Below are 18,574 nucleotides of genomic sequence, written 5' to 3' on the forward strand. Positions count from 1 at the left end.
CTTCCGTCTGCAAAGGAAACGTCAACTCCGTCTGCAGTTAGGAATCTTGAAGGCAATCGGTGTGTTGTTGTGATGTGCAGGACACCCTGCCGCGCCACGCCGCGTTGTACAACGTAAGCTGTACCGGCGTCGGAAACCGGCAAGTGGGGCGATAATGCGCGCCCTCCTGCGGTGGGCACGCCTGCGCGGAGCGGGGCGGCGTGTCCGAAATAGTGTGTATCGGATCGGCAGTGTAGAACGGGAGATGTGACGGCAATGGCTACGGAAACTCCCCTGCTCAGCGGAGCATGTGCCGTCCACGCCCCGGGCAGCGTCCGATGACGGCCACCGCCGAGGCGCCCGACCTGGAACGCGCCACCCTGGACAAGGCCGCGAGCGAGAACTTCCCGGTGGCCCCCTTCTTCCTGCCCCGGGCCTGGCGCGCCGACCTCATGGCCGTCTACGGATTCGCCCGACTGGTGGACGACATCGGCGACGGCGACCTCGCCCCCGGCGGTGCCGACGCCCGGCTGCTCGGCGTGTCGCCCGCCGGGGCCGCCGACCGCCTGGTCCTCCTCGACGCCTTCGAGGCCGACCTGCGCCGCGTCTTCGACGGCACCCCGCGCCACCCGCTGCTGCGCCGCCTGCAGCCCACGGTCCGCCGCCACGCCCTCACCCCCGAGCCGTTCCTCGGGCTGATCGCCGCCAACCGCCAGGACCAGCTCGTCAGCCGCTACGAGACCTACGACGACCTCCTCGCCTACTGCGAACTCTCCGCCAACCCGGTCGGCCGCCTCGTCCTCGCCGTCACCGGCACCTCCACCCCCGAGCGGATCCGGCTGTCCGACGCGATCTGCACGGCGCTCCAGATCGTCGAACACCTCCAGGACGTCGCCGAGGACCTCGGCCGCGACCGGATCTATCTGCCCGCCGAGGACATGAAGCGTTTTCATGTCCAGGAAGCGGACCTCGCCGCGAAAATCACGGGCGCATCGGTGCGCGCCCTGGTTGCATACGAAGCACAACGCGCCCGCGATCTGCTGAATGAAGGCGCCCCCCTGGTGGGTAGCGTCCACGGCAGGCTCAAGCTGCTGCTCGCAGGGTTCGTGGCGGGAGGAAGGGCGGCGATCAAGGCGATCGCCGCCGCCGAATACGACGTACTTCCCGGCCCGCCCCGACCCGGCAAGGTCCAGTTGCTGCGCGAGGCGGGCGTGATCCTGCGAGGAGAGGGGTGATCCGGACCGTGGATTCTCCGCCGCACGTGTCCGCACCGGTACTCGCCGCCTACAGCTACTGCGAGACCGTCACCGGGCAGCAGGCCCGTAACTTCGCCTACGGCATCCGGCTGCTGCCGACGGCCAAGCGCCGCGCCATGTCGGCGCTGTACGCGTTCTCCCGGCGCGTGGACGACATCGGCGACGGTGAGCTGGCCGGCGAGGTCAAGCTGGCGCGGCTGGAGGACACCCGGGCGCTGCTCACCCGGATCCGCGAGGGCGAGGTCGAGGAGGACGACACCGACCCGGTGGCCGTCGCCCTCAGCCACGCCGCGCGCGCCTTCCCGATCCCGCTCGGCGGCCTGGACGAGCTGATCGACGGCGTCCAGATGGACGTGCGCGGGGAGACCTACGAGACCTGGGACGACCTCAAGGTCTACTGCCGGTGCGTCGCCGGTGCCATCGGCCGCCTCTCGCTCGGCGTGTTCGGCACCGAACAGGGCGCGCGCGGCGCCGAGCGCGCGGCCGAGTACGCCGACACGCTGGGCCTCGCCCTCCAGCTCACCAACATCCTGCGCGACGTCCGCGAGGACGCGGCCGGCGGCCGTACCTACCTGCCCGCCGACGACCTCGCCAAATTCGGCTGCTCGGCCGGGTTCAACGGGCCGACCCCGCCGGAGGGCTCCGACTTCGCGGGCCTCGTGCACTTCGAAGTGCGGCGCGCCCGCGCCCTGTTCGCCGAGGGCTACCGGCTGCTGCCCATGCTCGACCGCCGCAGCGGGGCCTGCGTGGCCGCGATGGCCGGCATCTACCGCCGGCTGCTGGACCGCATCGAGCGCGACCCGGAGGCCGTGCTGCGCGGCCGGGTCTCGCTGCCCGGACACGAGAAGGCCTACGTCGCCGTGCGCGGTTTGTCCGGGCTCGACACCCGGCACGTGACCCGCCATGTCTCCCGGCGCTCCGTCCGGAGGCGCGCCTGATGCAGCGCACCGCGGCAGAGCCGGCCGAACCGGACGGCATGCGACAGGCAACCCTCCTCCTCGGCGTGGCGTCCCTGACTGCGACGGCCGGGCGTGCACCGTTCAACCATCAGGCGCGCGCCCCGGAGGGGTGGGAGGCCGTGTCCGGCATCGGCTGTCGCCGCGCGGGCACGACCGGCCACGACCGGCCCGCGGAGCGCTCGCGCACGCACGGAAGGACGCACGATGAGTGACGGCGCACCCCCGGCACCGGCGCGGCCCGGCACTTCGGGCACGGCGGGCCGCAGCGCGGTCGTGGTCGGTGGCGGCCTCGCCGGGATCACCGCGGCGCTCGCCCTCGCCGACGCGGGCGTCCGGGTCACCCTGCTCGAAGGCAGGCCCCGGCTGGGCGGCCTCGCCTTCTCCTTCCAGCGCGGCGAACTGACCGTCGACAACGGCCAGCACGTGTACCTGCGCTGCTGCACCGCCTACCGCTGGTTCCTCGAACGGATCGAGGGTGCGGCGCTGGCACCGCTGCAGGACCGTCTGGACGTGCCCGTCGTCGACGTCGCCAAGCCCGAGGGGCGGCGGCTCGGCAGGCTGCGGCGCGACCCGCTGCCCGTCCCCCTCCACCTGGGGCGCAGCCTGGCCGCCTATCCGCACCTCTCGCTCGCCGAGCGCGCGGCCGTCGGGCGTGCCGCGCTCGCGCTGAAGGGACTCGACCTCGCCGATCCGGCCCTGGACACCCAGGACTTCGGCAGCTGGCTGGCCGCGCACGGCCAGTCGGCGCGCGCCGTCGAGGCCCTGTGGGACCTGGTCGGGGTCGCCACCCTCAACGCGGTCGCGGGCGACGCCTCGCTGGGGCTCGCCGCGATGGTGTTCAAGACCGGTCTGCTGTCCGACCCGGGCGCGGCCGACATCGGCTGGGCCCACGTCCCGCTGGGCGAACTGCACGACCGGCTGGCCCGCAAGGCGCTCGACTCCGCGGGCGTGCGTACCGAGGTCCGTACACGCGTCACCTCCGTCTCCATCAACGAGAACGGGACGTGGAGCGTTCAGGTTCCCGGCGAGAACATCGAAACCGACGCGGTCGTCCTCGCCGTACCCCAGCGCGAGGCCCACGACCTGCTGCCGCCCGGCGCCCTCGACGCCCCCGAGCGGCTGCTCGAGATCGGCACCGCGCCGATCCTCAACATCCACGTGGTGTACGACCGCAAGGTGCTCGCGCGGCCCTTCTTCGCCGCCCTCGGCACCCCCGTGCAGTGGGTGTTCGACCGCACCCACGCCTCCGGGCTGCGCACGGGACAGTACCTGGCGCTGTCCCAGTCGGCCGCGCAGGACGACATCGACACCCCGGTCGCCGAACTCCGCGAGCGCTACCTGCCCGAGCTGGAACGGCTGATCCCGGGGACGCGCGCCGCCGAGGTGCTGGACTTCTTCGTGACCCGGGAGCGTACGGCGACGTTCGCCCCCACCCCCGGCGTCGGGCGGCTGCGGCCCGGCGCCCGCACCAAGGCCCCCGGCCTGTACCTGGCCGGAGCGTGGACCGCCACCGGGTGGCCCGCGACCATGGAGAGTGCGGTCCGCAGCGGAGTGAGCGCGGCCGACGCCGCGCTCGGCGCCCTGGGCCGGCCCCGCCCGCGCCACCTCTTCGCGTTCGAGGAGGCGGCCTGATGACCCGTCGGCAGGCGGCCGGCCCCCGCACCCCCGGTACCGCAACAAGAGGAGAGACTGTGCCCACTGTGTCCCCGGCCTCGACGCCCGCTCCACGGGCCGCGGTGGACGTCACCGCGCTGCTGGAGCGCGGCCGGACCCTGGCCACACCGGTGCTGCGCGCGGCCGTCGACCGCCTGGCGTCTCCCATGGACACCGTCGCCGCCTACCACTTCGGCTGGATCGACGCCGCCGGCAACCCCGCCGACGGCGACGGCGGCAAGGCCGTCCGCCCCGCGCTCGCCGTGCTCTCCGCCGAGGTCACCGGCGCCGCGCCCGAGGCGGGCGTCCCGGGCGCGGTCGCCGTCGAACTCGTGCACAACTTCTCCCTGCTGCACGACGACCTCATGGACGGTGACGAGCAGCGCCGGCACCGGGACACCGTCTGGAAGGTGCACGGCCCCGCCCAGGCCATCCTGGTCGGCGACGCGCTGTTCGCCCTCGCCAACGAGGTCCTGCTGGAACTCGGCACGGTCGAGGCCGGCCGCGCCGCCCGCCGGCTGACCACGGCCACCCGCGCCCTGATCGACGGCCAGGCCCAGGACATCTCCTACGAGCACCGCGACCGGGTCAGCGTCGAGGAGTGCCTGGAGATGGAGGGCAACAAGACCGGCGCCCTGCTCGCCTGCGCCTGCTCCATCGGCGCGGTCCTCGGCGGCGCGGACGACGCCACCGCCGACGCGCTGGAACGGTACGGCTACCACCTCGGCCTCGCCTTCCAGGCCGTGGACGACCTGCTCGGCATCTGGGGCGACCCGGAGGCCACCGGCAAGCAGACCTGGAGCGACCTGCGTCAGCGTAAGAAGTCCCTGCCCGTGGTGGCCGCGCTCGCGGCCGGCGGCCCCGCCTCCGAGCAGCTCGGCGACATCCTGGCCGCCGACGCCAAGAGCAGCGACTTCGAGAACTTCTCCGAGGAGGAGTTCGCGGCCCGCGCCGCCCTCATCGAGGAGGCCGGCGGCCGCGAGTGGACGGCGGCGGAGGCACGCCGTCAGCACACCATCGCCATCGAAGCCCTCGACGCCGTCGACATGCCCGGCCGGGTACGGGACTCCTTCACGGCGCTCGCGGACTTCGTCGTCGTACGGAAGAGATGATCACCATTGGCCTGACGAGCCTCGCGTAGTCGCCGGCCGGTCTCCGCCCACCTCGCAGGAGACCGGCCGACGGCGGACCCACAGCAGCACGACTCGCACGACTGCACGAAGGGGAAGCCATGACAGCGACGACCGACGGAAGCACCGGGGCGACCTTGCCGTCCCGGGCTGCCGCGGCCAGCGACACCACCCTCACCACCCCCGAGGCGGCCGGGGTACAAGAAGCCGCCGCGCGCGCCGCACGACGCGCCACCGACTTCCTGCTCTCCCGGCAGGACTCGGAGGGCTGGTGGAAGGGCGACCTGGAGACCAACGTCACCATGGACGCCGAGGACCTGCTGCTCCGCCAGTTCCTGGGCATCCAGGACGAGGAGACCACGCGGGCCGCCGCGAAGTTCATCCGCGGCGAGCAGCGTGAGGACGGCACCTGGGCCACCTTCTACGGCGGCCCCGGAGAACTGTCCACCACCGTCGAGGCGTACGTCGCCCTGCGCCTGGCCGGCGACGCGCCCGACGCCCCCCACATGGCGAAGGCGTCCGCCTGGGTCCGCGAGCGCGGCGGCATCGCCGCCTCCCGCGTGTTCACCCGGATCTGGCTCGCCCTGTTCGGCTGGTGGAAGTGGGAGGACCTGCCCGAGCTCCCCCCGGAGCTGATCTGGTTCCCCACCTGGATGCCGCTCAACATCTACGACTTCGGATGCTGGGCCCGGCAGACCATCGTCCCGCTCACCATCGTCTCGGCCAAGCGCCCGGTGCGCCCCGCGCCCTTCCCGCTGGACGAACTGCACACCGACCCGGCCCGGCCCAACCCGCCCCGCCCCCTGGCCCCGGTGGCCAGCTGGGACGGCGCCTTCCAGCGCATCGACAAGGCGCTGCACCAGTTCCGCAAGGTCGCCCCGCGCAGGCTGCGCAAGGCCGCGATGAACGCGGCGGCCCGCTGGATCATCGAGCGGCAGGAGAACGACGGCTGCTGGGGCGGCATCCAGCCCCCGGCCGTGTACTCGGTCATCGCCCTGCACCTGCTCGGCTACGACCTCCAGCACCCCGTGATGCGTGAGGGTCTCGCCTCGCTGGACCGTTTCGCGGTCTGGCGCGAGGACGGCGCCCGCATGATCGAGGCCTGCCAGTCCCCGGTCTGGGACACCTGCCTGGCCACGATCGCCCTCGTGGACGCCGGTCTGCCCGTCGACCACCCGCAACTGGTCAAGGCGGCCGACTGGATGCTCGGCGAGGAGATCGTCCGCCCCGGCGACTGGGCCGTGAAGCGTCCCGGACTGCCGCCGGGCGGCTGGGCGTTCGAGTTCCACAACGACAACTACCCGGACATCGACGACACCGCCGAGGTCGCCCTCGCGCTGCGCCGGGTCCGGCACCACGACCCGGAGCGCGTCGACAAGGCGATCGGGCGGGCCGTGCGCTGGAACCTCGGCATGCAGTCGAAGAACGGCGCCTGGGGCGCCTTCGACGTCGACAACACCAGCCCGTTCCCCAACCGGCTGCCGTTCTGCGACTTCGGCGAGGTCATCGACCCGCCGTCCGCGGACGTCACCGCGCACGTCGTGGAGATGCTCGCCGCCGAGGGCCTCGCCCACGACCCGCGCACCCGGCGCGGCATCGACTGGCTGCTCGCCGAACAGGAGCCCAACGGCTCGTGGTTCGGCCGCTGGGGCGTCAACTACATCTACGGCACGGGCTCGGTGGTGCCCGCGCTGACCGCGGCCGGACTGCCCGGCTCGCACCCGGCGATCCGGCGGGCCGTGGGCTGGCTGGAGAGCGTCCAGAACGACGACGGCGGCTGGGGCGAGGACCTGCGCTCCTACAGGTACGTCAAGGAGTGGAGCGGCCGGGGCGCGTCCACCGCCTCGCAGACCGCGTGGGCGCTGATGGCGCTGCTCGCGGCGGGGGAGAAGGATTCCAAGGCGGTCGAGCGCGGCATCCAGTGGCTGGCCGAGACCCAGCGCGAGGACGGCAGCTGGGACGAGCCGTACTTCACCGGCACCGGCTTCCCCTGGGACTTCTCCATCAACTACCACCTGTACCGCCAGGTGTTCCCGCTCACCGCGCTCGGCCGTTACCTGCACGGCGACCCCTTCGAGCGCAAGCTGCTCGCCAAGGCCGGGACGACCGCGTCACGGGCGACGGGGAGCTGACTTGAACGGCCAGCCCGCCCCGGCCCCGCTGCTGATCGCCTGCGCGCTCGGCATCGAGCAGCTCGCCCTGCGCACCGGTGACAGCAGCGGGGCGGACGGGCCGTACACCGTCGTCCGTACGGGCATGGGCCCGAAGGCGGCGGAACGCTCCGTCGGCCGGCACCTCGCCGGCCCGGCGGCGGCCGGCACCGCCGTGCTGGCCACCGGGTTCTGTGCCGGGCTCGCGCCCGGCATGCACCCCGGCGACCTGGTCGTCGCCGAGGAGACCCGGGACGCGCACGGGACCGTCCCGTGCGTGGGCACCGACCTGCTGGTCAAGGAACTCGTGCGTCTGCTGCCCGGACGCACGGTCCACACCGGCCCGCTCACCGGCTCCGACCACGTCGTACGGGGGCCCGAGCGGTACGATCTGCTGGCCACCGGCGCGATCGCGGTCGACATGGAGTCGGCGGCCACACTCCGCACCGCCGTCCGCACGGGCGAGCGCCCGGTCGCGGCCGTCCGGGTGGTCGTGGACGCCCCGGAACACGAACTCGTCCGGATCGGCACGGTGCGCGGTGGGATATCGGCCTTCCGCGTTCTTCGTTCCATCCTTCCCTCATTTTTTGAATGGCACCGTTCTTTGCTGCTCCCTCGGAGGTGAGCCAGATGGCCATGCCGTTGCGCCAGTCCATCAAGGTCGCGACATACCTGGCTGAACAGAAGCTCCGCAAGCGGGACAAGTTCCCGCTCATCGTGGAGCTGGAACCGCTGTTCGCCTGCAATCTGAAGTGCGAGGGCTGCGGCAAGATCCAGCACCCGGCCGGTGTGCTCAAGCAGCGCATGCCGGTGGCCCAGGCCGTGGGCGCGGTGCTGGAGTCCGGTGCGCCGATGGTGTCCATCGCCGGCGGCGAACCGTTGATGCACCCTCAGATCGACGAGATCGTGCGGCAGTTGGTGGCGAAGCGGAAGTACGTCTTCCTGTGCACCAACGCGATGCTGCTGCGCAAGAAGATGGACAAGTTCACGCCCTCGCCCTACTTCGCCTTCGCCGTGCACATCGACGGGCTGCGGGAGCGGCACGACGAGTCCGTCGCCAAGGAAGGCGTCTTCGACGAGGCGGTGGAGGCCATCAAGGAGGCCAAGCGGCGCGGCTTCCGGGTGACCACCAACTCCACCTTCTTCAACACCGACACCCCGCAGACCATCATCGAGGTGCTCAACTTCCTCAACGACGACCTCAAGGTCGACGAGATGATGATCTCGCCCGCCTATGCCTACGAGAAGGCTCCCGACCAGGACCACTTCCTCGGCGTCGAGCAGACCCGCGAGCTGTTCCGGAAGGCCTTCGCCGGCGGCAACCGCAAGAAGTGGCGGCTCAACCACTCCCCGCTCTTCCTGGACTTCCTGGAGGGCAAGGTCGACTTCCCGTGCACCGCGTGGGCGATCCCCAACTACTCGCTCTTCGGCTGGCAGCGCCCCTGCTATCTGATGAGCGACGGGTACGTGCCGACGTACCGCGAACTCATCGAGAAGACCGACTGGGACAAGTACGGCCGCGGCAAGGACCCGCGCTGCGACAACTGCATGGCGCACTGCGGCTACGAGCCGACCGCCGTCCTCGCCACCATGGGCTCCCTGAAGGAGTCCCTGCGGGCGATGCGCGAGACCGTCTCCGGGAACCGGGAGTGAGGCGATGACCGCCGTTCCCTTGGGCGTTCCCGGGGTACCGGCCCGTCCGGTCGCGCCGCGACGGCAGTCGCGGCAGATCCACGTCGGGCCGGTGGCGGTCGGGGGCGGGGCCCCGGTGTCGGTGCAGTCCATGACGACGACCCGCACGTCGGACATCGGCGCCACCCTGCAGCAGATAGCGGAACTCACCGCGTCCGGCTGCCAGATCGTCCGCGTCGCCTGCCCCACGCAGGACGACGCGGACGCCCTCGCGACCATCGCCCGCAAGTCGCAGATCCCGGTGATCGCGGACATCCACTTCCAGCCGAAGTACGTGTTCGCCGCCATCGAGGCCGGCTGTGCGGCGGTGCGCGTGAACCCCGGCAACATCAAGAAGTTCGACGACCAGGTCAAGGAGATCGCGCGGGCCGCCAAGGACCACGGCACCCCGATCCGCATCGGTGTCAACGCCGGCTCCCTGGACCGGCGCCTGCTCCAGAAGTACGGCAAGGCGACCCCGGAGGCGCTGGTCGAGTCGGCGCTGTGGGAGGCGTCCCTCTTCGAGGAGCACGGCTTCCGCGACATCAAGATCTCCGTCAAGCACAACGACCCGGTCGTGATGATCGAGGCCTACCGGCAGCTCGCCGAACAGTGCGACTACCCGCTGCACCTCGGCGTCACCGAGGCCGGCCCCGCCTTCCAGGGCACGATCAAGTCGGCGGTGGCCTTCGGGGCGTTGCTGTCCCGGGGCATCGGGGACACCATCCGGGTGTCGCTGAGCGCGCCGCCCGTCGAGGAGGTCAAGGTCGGCATCCAGATCCTTCAGTCGCTGGGGCTGCGGCAGCGGCGGCTGGAGATCGTCTCCTGTCCGTCCTGCGGCCGGGCCCAGGTGGACGTGTACAAGCTCGCCGAGGAGGTCACCGCCGGGCTGGACGGCATGGACGTGCCGCTCAGGGTCGCGGTGATGGGGTGTGTGGTCAACGGTCCGGGCGAGGCCCGCGAGGCCGACCTCGGAGTTGCCTCGGGCAACGGAAAGGGCCAGATCTTCGTCAAGGGCGAGGTCGTCAAGACCGTCCCCGAGTCAAAGATCGTGGAGACCCTCATCGAGGAGGCCATGAAGCTCGCCGAGCGGACGAGCCCCGCAGACCAAGTGAGTTGAGGCAAGGCACGGACCGAGAGGGGGCCCGAGCGTGACCATTCTGGAGAAGATCCGGGGACCACGCGACCTGAAGGCGCTGTCCGAGGCGGAACTCGGTGAACTGTCCGAGGAGATACGTGAGTTCCTGGTGCACGCGGTGTCGAGGACCGGTGGTCACCTCGGCCCCAACCTGGGCGTCGTGGAACTGTCCATCGCGCTCCACCGGGTCTTCGAGTCACCGGTCGACCGCATCCTGTGGGACACCGGCCACCAGAGCTACGTGCACAAGCTCCTGACCGGCCGTCAGGACTTCTCCAAGCTGCGCGGCAAGGGCGGACTGTCCGGCTACCCCTCGCGCGAGGAGTCCGAACACGACGTCATCGAGAACAGCCACGCCTCCACCGCGCTCGGCTGGGCCGACGGGCTCGCCAAGGCCCACCAGGTGCTGGGGGAGAAGGGTCATGTGGTCGCGGTCATCGGCGACGGCGCGCTGACCGGCGGCATGGCCTGGGAAGCGCTCAACAACATCGCCGCGGCCAAGGACCGGCCGCTGATCATCGTCGTCAACGACAACGAGCGGTCGTACGCCCCCACCATCGGCGGCCTCGCCAACCACCTGGCCACGCTGCGCACCACCGACGGCTACGAGAGGGTCCTCGCCTGGGGCAAGGACATGCTCCAGCGCACCCCGGTCGTCGGCTCCACGCTGTACGAGTCCCTGCACGGCGCGAAGAAGGGCTTCAAGGACGCCTTCGCCCCGCAGGGCATGTTCGAGGACCTGGGCCTGAAGTACCTCGGCCCGATCGACGGCCACGACATCGGCGCCGTCGAGTCCGCGCTGCGCCGCGCGAAACGCTTCCACGGGCCGGTCCTGGTGCACTGCCTCACCGTGAAGGGCCGCGGCTACGAGCCCGCCCTCGCGCACGAGGAGGACCACTTCCACACCGTCGGCGTCATGGACCCGCTCACCTGCGCACCGCTCACCCCGGCGGGCGGCCCCTCCTGGACCTCGGTGTTCGGCGAGGAGATCGTGCGGATCGGCGAGGAGCGCGAGGACGTCGTGGCGATCACGGCGGCCATGCTGCACCCGGTCGGCCTCGGGAAGTTCGCCGAACGCTTCCCGGACCGGGTGTGGGACGTGGGCATCGCCGAACAGCACGCCGCCGTCTCCGCGGCCGGCCTCGCGACCGGCGGACTGCACCCGGTCGTCGCCGTCTACGCCACCTTCCTCAACCGGGCCTTCGACCAGCTGCTGATGGACGTCGCCCTGCACCGCTGCGGGGTCACCTTCGTCCTGGACCGGGCCGGTGTCACCGGCGTCGACGGGCCCTCCCACAACGGCATGTGGGACATGTCCGTCCTCCAGGTCGTCCCGGGTCTGAGGATCGCCGCCCCGCGCGACGCCGACCAGTTGCGCGCCCAGCTGCGCGAGGCGGTCGCCGTGGACGACGCGCCCACCCTGGTCCGCTTCCCGAAGGAGTCCGTCGGCCCGTCCCTCCCGGCGCTCGACCGCGTCGGCGGCGTGGACGTCCTGCACCGCGCCGAAGAGCCCGAGGTGCTGCTCGTGGCCGTCGGCGTGATGGCCCCCGTGTGCCTCCAGGCCGCCGAGCTGCTCGAAGCCCGCGGCATCGGCTGCACGGTGGTGGACCCGCGCTGGGTCAAGCCGGTCGACCCCGCGCTGCCGGGGCTCGCCGCCGGGCACCGCCTGGTGGCCGTCGTCGAGGACAACAGCCGTGCGGCGGGCGTCGGTTCGGCGGTGGCGCTGGCCCTGGGCGACGCCGACGTGGACGTGCCGGTACGGCGGTTCGGCATCCCGGAGCAGTTCCTCGCGCACGCCAAGCGCGGCGAGGTGCTGGCCGACATCGGTCTCACGCCCGTCGAGATCGCCGGGCGGATCAGCGCGAGCCTGGCCGTCAAGGACGTCGGCGGCGCAGTCAAGGAGAGTGAATGACCACCCAGTTCGACCTCGGCGCCCTGCTCGCCGAGCGCGGAGCCGAGCGCTACGAGCTGCACGCGAAGCACCTCAATCCGCAGCTCCCGCGCATGCTGCACACCATCGGCTTCGACAAGGTCTACGAGCGTGCCGAGGGAGCGCACTTCTTCGACGCGGAGGGCAACGACTACCTGGACATGCTCGCCGGGTTCGGCGTGATGGGCCTCGGCCGCCACCACCCGGTCGTCCGCAAGGCGCTGCACGACGTCCTGGACCTGGACCTCGCCGACCTCACCCGCTTCGACTGCCAGCCGCTGCCCGGCCTGCTCGCCGAACGGCTGCTGGCCCACAGCCCGCACCTGGACCGCGTGTTCTTCGGCAACAGCGGCACCGAGGCGGTGGAGACAGCCCTGAAGTTCGCCCGGTACGCCACCGGCAAGCCGCGCGTCCTCTACTGCGACCACGCCTTCCACGGCCTGACCACCGGGTCCCTCTCGGTCAACGGCGAGAGCGGCTTCCGCGACGGCTTCGCCCCGCTGCTGCCCGACACCGCCGTACCGCTCGGCGATCTCGACGCCCTGGCGCGGGAGCTGGCGAAGGGCGACGTCGCCGCGCTGATCGTGGAGCCGATCCAGGGCAAGGGCGTCCACGAGGCGCCACCGGGCTATCTGCGGGCCGCGCAGGAACTGCTGCACCGGCACAAGGCGCTGCTCATCGCCGACGAGGTGCAGACGGGCCTCGGCCGCACCGGTGACTTCTACGCGTACCAGCACGAGGACGGCGTCGAACCCGACCTGGTGTGCGTCGCGAAGGCCCTCTCCGGCGGCTACGTGCCCGTCGGCGCCACCCTCGGCAAGGAGTGGATCTTCAAGAAGGTCTACTCGTCCATGGACCGGGTGCTGGTGCACTCGGCGAGCTTCGGCTCCAACGCCCAGGCGATGGCGTGCGGGCTCGCCGTGCTCTCGGTCATGGAGAACGAGCAGATCGTCGCCGGTGTGCGCCGCACGGGCGAGCTGCTGAAGTCCCGGCTCACCGCGCTGGTCGACACGTACGAGCTGCTCGCCGACGTCCGGGGCCGGGGCCTGATGATCGGCATCGAGTTCGGCAAGCCGTCCTCGCTGAAGCTGCGCAGCCGCTGGGCCATGCTCCAGGCGGCCCGCAAGGGGCTGTTCGCCCAGATGGTCGTCGTACCGCTGCTGCAGAAGCACCGCATCCTCACGCAGGTCTCCGGTGACCATCTGGAGGTGATCAAGCTCATCCCGCCGCTGGTGGTGGACGAGGCCGACGTGGACCGGTTCGTGGAGGCGTTCACCGCGGTCATGGACGACGCGCACAGCGGTGGCGGCCTGATGTGGGACTTCGGCAAGACCCTGATCAAGCAGGCGGTGGCCAACCGCTGAGGAAGTGCCGGCCGGCGCGGCCGCCCTCTTTTGCCTCAGAGGCAAGAAAATTGCCTCTGAGGCAATACTGGTGCTGAATGGAGGCATGAACGCCTCAGACGCCGCGTCGGGGACGGGCCCGGCTCCGGACGACGGCCTGCCCGCCGTCGCGCCGCAGCTGCGCGCCCTGCGCCGGCGCGCGGGCCTCACGCTGGAGGCCGCGGCCCGCGCCGCCGGGCTCTCCCCGGCCCACCTGTCCCGGCTGGAGACCGGGCAGCGCCAGCCGTCGCTGCCGATGCTGCTCGCGCTCGCCCGTGTCTACGGTACGACGGTCTCCGAGCTCCTCGGTGAGACGGTCGCCGACCGGGACGCGATCGTGCGGGCCGCCGACATGGAGCCGACCCGCGCGGGCGGGTGGACGTACGTCCAGGCCGGAGCCCCCGGCCGCGGCATGCAGGCCCTGCACGTGCGGGTGCCGTACGGCTCGCAGGGCGACATCGTGCGCGTGCACCCCGGCGAGGAGTGGCTGTACGTCCTCAAGGGGCGCCTGCGCCTGCGGCTCGGCGACACCGCGCACCTGCTGGGGCCCGGTGACAGCGCGCACTTCGACTCGCTCACCCCGCACCGCCTCGCCGCCGAGGACCACGACGGCGTGGAACTGCTGTTCGTCCACACCCTGCTGCAGAGCCCCACGGCCACGCTGTGCCTGGGCCCGCTGACCGGAGAGCTGCCATGAGCAACTTCGAGGAGAAGTTCCCCCGATCCCTGTGGATCCGGCTGATCATCTACATCGCCCTCGGGCACGTCCTGGCCGCGTTCCTCTATCTGCTGTTCGCGCTGGGGGGCAAGGGATAGGGGCCGAGCCGGCCGGCCGGCGTCCTGCCGTCAGTCCAGGAGGCGGGCGCGCAGGCGCTCGCGGGCGGCGGGGGTGAGGCCGAGGCCCTCGGCCAGGTAGGTGTGGACGTCGCCCCAGGTGTCCTCGATGCTCGCGAAGGCCGCCTCCAGGTACTCGGCGCGGGCGTCGAAGAGCGGGTCGAGGAGCTCCATCACCTCGGGGGTGTACGCCGTGTGCGCGCTGCCGCTGCGGCGGACCCGGTAGCGGCGGTGCGCGGCGCCCGACTCCAGGTAGTCGGCGACGATCGCGTCCCGCTCCACCCCGAGCGCGAGGAGCGTGACCGCCACGGAGATGCCCGCGCGGTCCTTGCCGGCCGCGCAGTGCATCAGGGCGGGCACGCTGTCGTCGGCCAGCGCGTGCAGCACGCGCGCGTGCTCGGCGGTGCGCTCCGTGACGATCTTCCGGTAGGAGGCGATCATCCGGGCCGCGCCCTTGCCGTCGTCCAGGATCGCGCGCAGCTGGTCGAGGTCGCCGTCGCGGACCATCTTCCAGAACTCGGCGCCGTCCGCCGGGTCGCTCAGCGGCAGGTTCACGTTCCGCACGCCGGGCAGCTCGACGTCCGGGCCCTCCAGCTTCTGGTCGGCCGCGTTGCGGAAGTCGAAGATCGTGTGCAGGCCCAGGGAGGCGAGGAAGGCCGCGTCCTCCTGCGTCGCGTGCGCCAGGTGCCCGCTGCGGAACAGCACGCCGTACCGCACTCGCCGGCCGTCCGTGGTCGGCAGCCCGCCCACGTCACGGAAATTGCGCACTCCGGCCAGCTCCGGCTCGGTCGAAGGGACCTGCTGCGTCACGGGGGCTCCTCCCGGTCGGTCCCCGCCGTCGCGGCTCGTCGGCGGGCGCTGCGTCGACCATACGGCATCGATTTCCTCGGGCAATGAGTTGTCCACAGGCATTGTCAGAGGGGTCCGCGGCCCTTGATGATGTTGGCACTTGAGCGGATCTGTTGGCACCTGTGAGGTCTCGATGGTGGACATCGCCGAAAACGGTCGTACGTGGCTCCTGTCGGGCCCCAGCAGCAGCTATGCCCTGCATCTCACCGACGCGGACGAGCTGCTGCATCTGCACTGGGGGCCACGGATCGCCCTCGCCGACGCCGAGGCGCTCGCGGTGAGCCCGCTGCCCGGTTACTGGCCCTTCGAGTCCCCGCTCGACGGCCGCGAGGAGTACCCCGTCGAGGGCGGTCCCCGCTTCGTGCGCCCCGCCCTCTCCGTCCGCACGCAGGAGCGGCGCGGCACCGAGTGGCGCTTCGTGTCGTCCGGCACCACGGAGGACGACGAGCTGCGGCTGCGCTTCGACGACGACGGCGTGGCGGTCACCCTGCACTACCGGATGCGCGGTGACGTCGTGGAGCGCTGGGTGACCGTCGAGAACGGCGGCCGGGCGCGCGTGGAGCTGCTGCGGGCCGACGCGGCCACCTGGACCCTGCCCGACCGCGAGGGCTGGCGGCTGTCCCAGCTGCACGGCCGCTGGGCCGCGGAGTCCCGGCTCACCACCGCCCCCCTCACCTACGGTGAGAAGGTCATCGGCAGCCGCCGCGGCCACACCGGCCACCAGCACCTGCCCTGGGTGGCCCTGGACACCGACGCCACCGAGGAGCGCGGCGAGGTCTACGGCTGCGCGCTCGGCTGGTCCGGCTCCTGGCGCATAGCGGTCGCCCAGCTCCCGGACGCGCGCGTGCAGATCACCGGCGGCGCCGGTTACGACGACTCGGGTCTGCTGCTCCTCGCGCCCGGGGAGTCGTACACCACCCCGGTCTTCGCGGGGCTGTGGAGCGACGGCGGCTTCGGCGGCGCGAGCCGGGCCTGGCACGCCTACCAGCGGGCGCACGTCATCCCGGACGCCAAGCACGACCGGCCCGTGCTGTTCAACTCCTGGGAGGCCACCTTCTTCGACATCTCCGAGGAGCAGCAGCTCGCGCTCGCCCGCCGGGCCGCCGAGATCGGGATCGAGCTCTTCGTCGTCGACGACGGCTGGTTCGGTGCCCGCACCAGCGACCGCGCCGGTCTCGGCGACTGGACCCCCAACCCCGACCGCTTCCCGCACGGCCTCAAGCCGCTCGCCGACCAGGTGCACGGGCTCGGCATGCGGTTCGGCATCTGGGTCGAGCCCGAGATGGTCAACCCGGACAGCGACCTGTACCGGGCCCACCCGGACTGGGTGCAGTACCAACCGGGACGCAGGCGGACGGAACTGCGCAACCAGCTCGTGCTCAACCTCGCGCGCGAGGACGTGCAGGAGTACCTGTGGGAGCAGTTGGACACCCTGCTGTCCAGCGCCCCCATCGACTACGTGAAGTGGGACTTCAACCGCTGCTTCACCGACGCCGGCTGGCCCGGGGAGCCGTACCCGCAGCGCCTGTGGGTGGACCACGTCCGCGCCCTGTACGCCCTGCTGGACCGGCTGCGCGCCGCGCACCCCCAGGTCGCCTTCGAGTCCTGCTCGGGCGGCGGCGGCCGGATCGACCTCGGTGTGCTCGGCCGCACCGACCAGGTGTGGACCTCCGACAACACCGACCCGCTGGACCGGCTCGCCATCCAGCACGGCTTCACGCAGATCCACCCCGCGCGCGTGATGGCGGCCTGGGTCACCGACAGCCCCAACACCCAGCTCAACGGGCGTGCCAGCTCGCTGCGCTTCCGGTTCGTCAGCGCCATGGCGGGCGTGCTCGGGGTCGGCGGCGACCTGACGGAGTGGAGCGCGGAGGAACTGGCCGAGGCCCGGCGGTGGGTGGAGCTGTACAAGGAGATCCGCCCGGTCGTGCAGCACGGGGAGCTGTACCGGCTGCGGCCCCCGGCGGGAGGTCTGAGCGCCGTGCAGTACGTCCGCGGGGCCGAGACCGTCGTCCTGGCCTGGCTGCAGGCGCAGAGCTACGGCGAACCGGTGCCGGCGGTGCGGCTGCGCGGGCTCGACCCGACGGCGTCGTACGAATGCCGCGAAACGGGCGAAGTGCACCGAGGCGCCGTCCTGCTGCACCACGGGCTGCGCACCGGGCTCAAGGGTGACCTGGATGCGACGGTCATCCGCCTGCGCCGTATCTGACCCTTTTGAGGACGCTGGGCGTGAGGAGGGTCATATCCGTGACCGTGTGTCGTACGGCTGCTGATGTGCCCCGGATCTCATGTCCATGCAATTCCGTTGCGGAAAAGGAGAATTGAGAAGGGGAGCGGGCCGGGAATTCACGTTCGGTGACCGTGGATTCCCGTACCCGATCACCCGGAACCGGAACCACGGGAACCGGCCGCTTGTTTCCGCGCGTCCTGCTCGCTTACGTTCGCCACCCATCCGGGCGGAACGCCGAATCCTGCCGCCGCCCGGACTCCCCACACATGACCCGCGTCGGCAGGAGCGGGGGACCCACCAGGTACGACTGCCTGTCCGGTCTCCGCGACAGGCCGGGGGTGCAGCCGTGCCGCGCACGGCCGGGCGGTTCCAGCCCGAACCCGACAGCTCACCTCGCAGGCGCCGGAGAGGAATCGCGCCATGCCTGCCAAGGGTAAGCACCGACGTCCCAGGACCCCGCGGTTCTCCCGCTCCCTCGCCGCCGCCGGAACCGGTGGCGCCGCCCTGGCCCTGCCCCTCCTCGGGGCCACCGGAGCGCATGCCGCGGCCCCCGCGCAGTCCGTGCCCGGAACGGCCGTGCGGACCCTTCCCGGCACCGCGCAGCAGACCGCCGCGCGGCACGACGCGGGCACGCGCACCTACACGGTGCGCAGTGGCGACTGCCTCGCGACGATCGCCCGGGACCAGCAGGTCGGCGGCGGCTGGCAGCGGCTCTACGACGACAACCGGCAGGCCGTCGGCGCCGACCCCGGACTCATCCACCCGGGCCTGAGGCTCAGCATCGGCGGGAAGGCCGCGCCGGCCGCCACGGCACCGGCGACCCCGAAGCCGGCTGCTCCCGGATCCACGCGGCCCGCCGCGCCGAAGACCACCCGGCAGGCCGCGCCGGCGCCGGCCCCCCAGCCCGCCTTCGCCGGTTACACCCTCCCGGTGGCCGGCGCCACCGTCGGCACCGGCTACCACGTCGCCGGCGGCATGTGGTCCAGCGGCTACCACACCGGCGTCGACTTCGTCGTCCCGACCGGCACGCCGGTCAAGGCCGTCGCCGCGGGCACCGTCGTCTCCGCGGGCTGGGGCGGCGCGTACGGCAACCAGGTCGTCGTCAAGCTGAACGACGGCCACTACGCCCAGTACGGCCACCTCTCCCGGCTCTCCGTCTCGGCCGGGCAGACCGTGACCGCGGGTCAGCAGGTCGGCCTGTCCGGCGCCACCGGCAACGTGACCGGCCCGCACCTGCACTTCGAGATCCGCACCACGCCGGACTACGGCTCGGACGTCGACCCGGTCGGCTACCTCCGCTCGCACGGCGTCGCCGTCGGCTGACCCGTCCCTCGCACCGCCTGCCCCACAGACCACCGAAGGCCGGACCCACGATCCCCGGGTCCGGCCTTCGGTGTACCGTGCAGCTTCTAT

The 18,574-nt window shown here is 71.9% G+C and carries 16 protein-coding genes and 1 riboswitch; of the genes, 15 read left to right on the forward strand and 1 reads right to left on the reverse strand.

The genetic code is table 11. The features are described from left to right. Nucleotides 1-317 precede the first annotated feature (317 nt). The 13 genes from hpnC (at nt 318) to AB0946_RS20965 (ending at nt 14,064) form a co-directional block, all read left to right on the forward strand. Complete coding sequence (gene hpnC / locus AB0946_RS20905; protein ID WP_366762124.1) at nt 318-1,214, forward strand: squalene synthase HpnC; 897 nt, start codon at nt 318-320, stop codon at nt 1,212-1,214. After that, nucleotides 1,211-2,173 (forward strand): presqualene diphosphate synthase HpnD, encoded by a 963-nt coding sequence (gene hpnD / locus AB0946_RS20910; protein WP_366762125.1) that lies wholly within the window; start codon nt 1,211-1,213, stop codon nt 2,171-2,173. The genes hpnC and hpnD overlap by 4 nt, the downstream gene beginning before the upstream one ends. Beyond that, a complete protein-coding gene (locus AB0946_RS20915; RefSeq protein WP_366762126.1) occupies nt 2,173-2,406 on the forward strand; it encodes a DUF6380 family protein in 234 nt (77 codons plus the stop codon). The genes hpnD and AB0946_RS20915 overlap by 1 nt, the downstream gene beginning before the upstream one ends. Further along, the gene (gene hpnE / locus AB0946_RS20920; RefSeq protein WP_366762127.1) at nt 2,399-3,826 is read left to right on the forward strand and encodes a hydroxysqualene dehydroxylase HpnE; all 1,428 of its coding nucleotides are present in this window, start codon (nt 2,399-2,401) and stop codon (nt 3,824-3,826) included. Before AB0946_RS20915 ends, hpnE begins: the two co-directional genes overlap by 8 nt. Then, nucleotides 3,826-4,959: a polyprenyl synthetase family protein gene (locus AB0946_RS20925; RefSeq protein ID WP_366762128.1), complete on the forward strand. Its 1,134-nt coding sequence runs from the start codon at nt 3,826-3,828 to the stop codon at nt 4,957-4,959. Before hpnE ends, AB0946_RS20925 begins: the two co-directional genes overlap by 1 nt. A 119-nt stretch (nt 4,960-5,078) precedes the next feature. Further along, the gene (shc, locus tag AB0946_RS20930; RefSeq protein ID WP_366762129.1) at nt 5,079-7,109 is read left to right on the forward strand and encodes a squalene--hopene cyclase; all 2,031 of its coding nucleotides are present in this window, start codon (nt 5,079-5,081) and stop codon (nt 7,107-7,109) included. 1 nt (nt 7,110) lies between these two features. Then, nucleotides 7,111-7,752 (forward strand): 1-hydroxy-2-methyl-2-butenyl 4-diphosphate reductase, encoded by a 642-nt coding sequence (locus tag AB0946_RS20935; RefSeq protein ID WP_366762130.1) that lies wholly within the window; start codon nt 7,111-7,113, stop codon nt 7,750-7,752. Between the two features lie 5 nt (nt 7,753-7,757). After that, on the forward strand, nt 7,758-8,780 hold the full coding sequence (gene hpnH, locus AB0946_RS20940; protein WP_014676208.1) for an adenosyl-hopene transferase HpnH: 1,023 nt from the start codon (nt 7,758-7,760) through the stop codon (nt 8,778-8,780). Nucleotides 8,781-8,784: 4 nt separating this feature from the next. Next, a complete protein-coding gene (ispG, locus tag AB0946_RS20945; protein ID WP_366762131.1) occupies nt 8,785-9,918 on the forward strand; it encodes a flavodoxin-dependent (E)-4-hydroxy-3-methylbut-2-enyl-diphosphate synthase in 1,134 nt (377 codons plus the stop codon). Nucleotides 9,919-9,949: 31 nt separating this feature from the next. After that, nucleotides 9,950-11,848: a 1-deoxy-D-xylulose-5-phosphate synthase gene (gene dxs / locus AB0946_RS20950; RefSeq protein WP_366762132.1), complete on the forward strand. Its 1,899-nt coding sequence runs from the start codon at nt 9,950-9,952 to the stop codon at nt 11,846-11,848. After that, nucleotides 11,845-13,230, forward strand: a complete 1,386-nt coding sequence (locus tag AB0946_RS20955) for an aspartate aminotransferase family protein (RefSeq protein WP_366762133.1) — start codon at nt 11,845-11,847, stop codon at nt 13,228-13,230. The genes dxs and AB0946_RS20955 overlap by 4 nt, the downstream gene beginning before the upstream one ends. A gap of 85 nt (nt 13,231-13,315) precedes the next feature. Further along, on the forward strand, nt 13,316-13,945 hold the full coding sequence (locus AB0946_RS20960; protein ID WP_366762134.1) for an XRE family transcriptional regulator: 630 nt from the start codon (nt 13,316-13,318) through the stop codon (nt 13,943-13,945). Further along, on the forward strand, nt 13,942-14,064 hold the full coding sequence (locus AB0946_RS20965; protein WP_037824369.1) for a DUF6126 family protein: 123 nt from the start codon (nt 13,942-13,944) through the stop codon (nt 14,062-14,064). Before AB0946_RS20960 ends, AB0946_RS20965 begins: the two co-directional genes overlap by 4 nt. 30 nt (nt 14,065-14,094) lie before the next feature. Here AB0946_RS20965 and AB0946_RS20970 read toward each other — a convergent pair whose 3' ends face one another. Further along, a complete protein-coding gene (locus AB0946_RS20970) occupies nt 14,095-14,892 on the reverse strand; it encodes a tyrosine-protein phosphatase (RefSeq protein WP_366762135.1) in 798 nt (265 codons plus the stop codon). Nucleotides 14,893-15,064: 172 nt separating this feature from the next. On the opposite strand from AB0946_RS20970, the gene AB0946_RS20975 reads away from it, so the two are divergent. Together AB0946_RS20975 and AB0946_RS20980 are read left to right on the forward strand one after the other, a co-directional pair. After that, the gene (locus tag AB0946_RS20975) at nt 15,065-17,140 is read left to right on the forward strand and encodes an alpha-galactosidase (RefSeq protein ID WP_366762325.1); all 2,076 of its coding nucleotides are present in this window, start codon (nt 15,065-15,067) and stop codon (nt 17,138-17,140) included. Between the two features lie 285 nt (nt 17,141-17,425). Then, a riboswitch (cyclic di-AMP (ydaO/yuaA leader) is annotated at nt 17,426-17,576 on the forward strand. A 5-nt stretch (nt 17,577-17,581) separates the two neighbouring features. Beyond that, complete coding sequence (locus tag AB0946_RS20980) at nt 17,582-18,484, forward strand: LysM peptidoglycan-binding domain-containing M23 family metallopeptidase (RefSeq protein ID WP_366762136.1); 903 nt, start codon at nt 17,582-17,584, stop codon at nt 18,482-18,484. Nucleotides 18,485-18,574 lie beyond the last annotated feature (90 nt).

It is taken from the genome of Streptomyces sp. NPDC046870 (genome assembly GCF_040704595.1).
Taxonomy (GTDB): domain Bacteria; phylum Actinomycetota; class Actinomycetes; order Streptomycetales; family Streptomycetaceae; genus Streptomyces; species Streptomyces argyrophylli.

Bases quoted from the DNA above. Each gene is read 5' to 3' on its own strand.
- AB0946_RS20960 (WP_366762134.1), top strand. From the start codon at position 13,316: ATGAACGCCTCAGACGCCGCGTCGGGGACGGGCCCGGCTCCGGACGAC.
- ispG (WP_366762131.1), top strand. From the start codon at position 8,785: ATGACCGCCGTTCCCTTGGGCGTTCCCGGGGTACCGGCCCGTCCGGTC.
- AB0946_RS20965 (WP_037824369.1), top strand. From the start codon at position 13,942: ATGAGCAACTTCGAGGAGAAGTTCCCCCGATCCCTGTGGATCCGGCTG.
- AB0946_RS20955 (WP_366762133.1), top strand. From the start codon at position 11,845: ATGACCACCCAGTTCGACCTCGGCGCCCTGCTCGCCGAGCGCGGAGCC.
- hpnH (WP_014676208.1), top strand. From the start codon at position 7,758: ATGGCCATGCCGTTGCGCCAGTCCATCAAGGTCGCGACATACCTGGCT.
- AB0946_RS20925 (WP_366762128.1), top strand. From the start codon at position 3,826: ATGACCCGTCGGCAGGCGGCCGGCCCCCGCACCCCCGGTACCGCAACA.
- AB0946_RS20915 (WP_366762126.1), top strand. From the start codon at position 2,173: ATGCAGCGCACCGCGGCAGAGCCGGCCGAACCGGACGGCATGCGACAG.
- hpnE (WP_366762127.1), top strand. From the start codon at position 2,399: ATGAGTGACGGCGCACCCCCGGCACCGGCGCGGCCCGGCACTTCGGGC.
- AB0946_RS20975 (WP_366762325.1), top strand. From the start codon at position 15,065: ATGGTGGACATCGCCGAAAACGGTCGTACGTGGCTCCTGTCGGGCCCC.
- AB0946_RS20980 (WP_366762136.1), top strand. From the start codon at position 17,582: ATGCCTGCCAAGGGTAAGCACCGACGTCCCAGGACCCCGCGGTTCTCC.
- shc (WP_366762129.1), top strand. From the start codon at position 5,079: ATGACAGCGACGACCGACGGAAGCACCGGGGCGACCTTGCCGTCCCGG.
- hpnC (WP_366762124.1), top strand. From the start codon at position 318: ATGACGGCCACCGCCGAGGCGCCCGACCTGGAACGCGCCACCCTGGAC.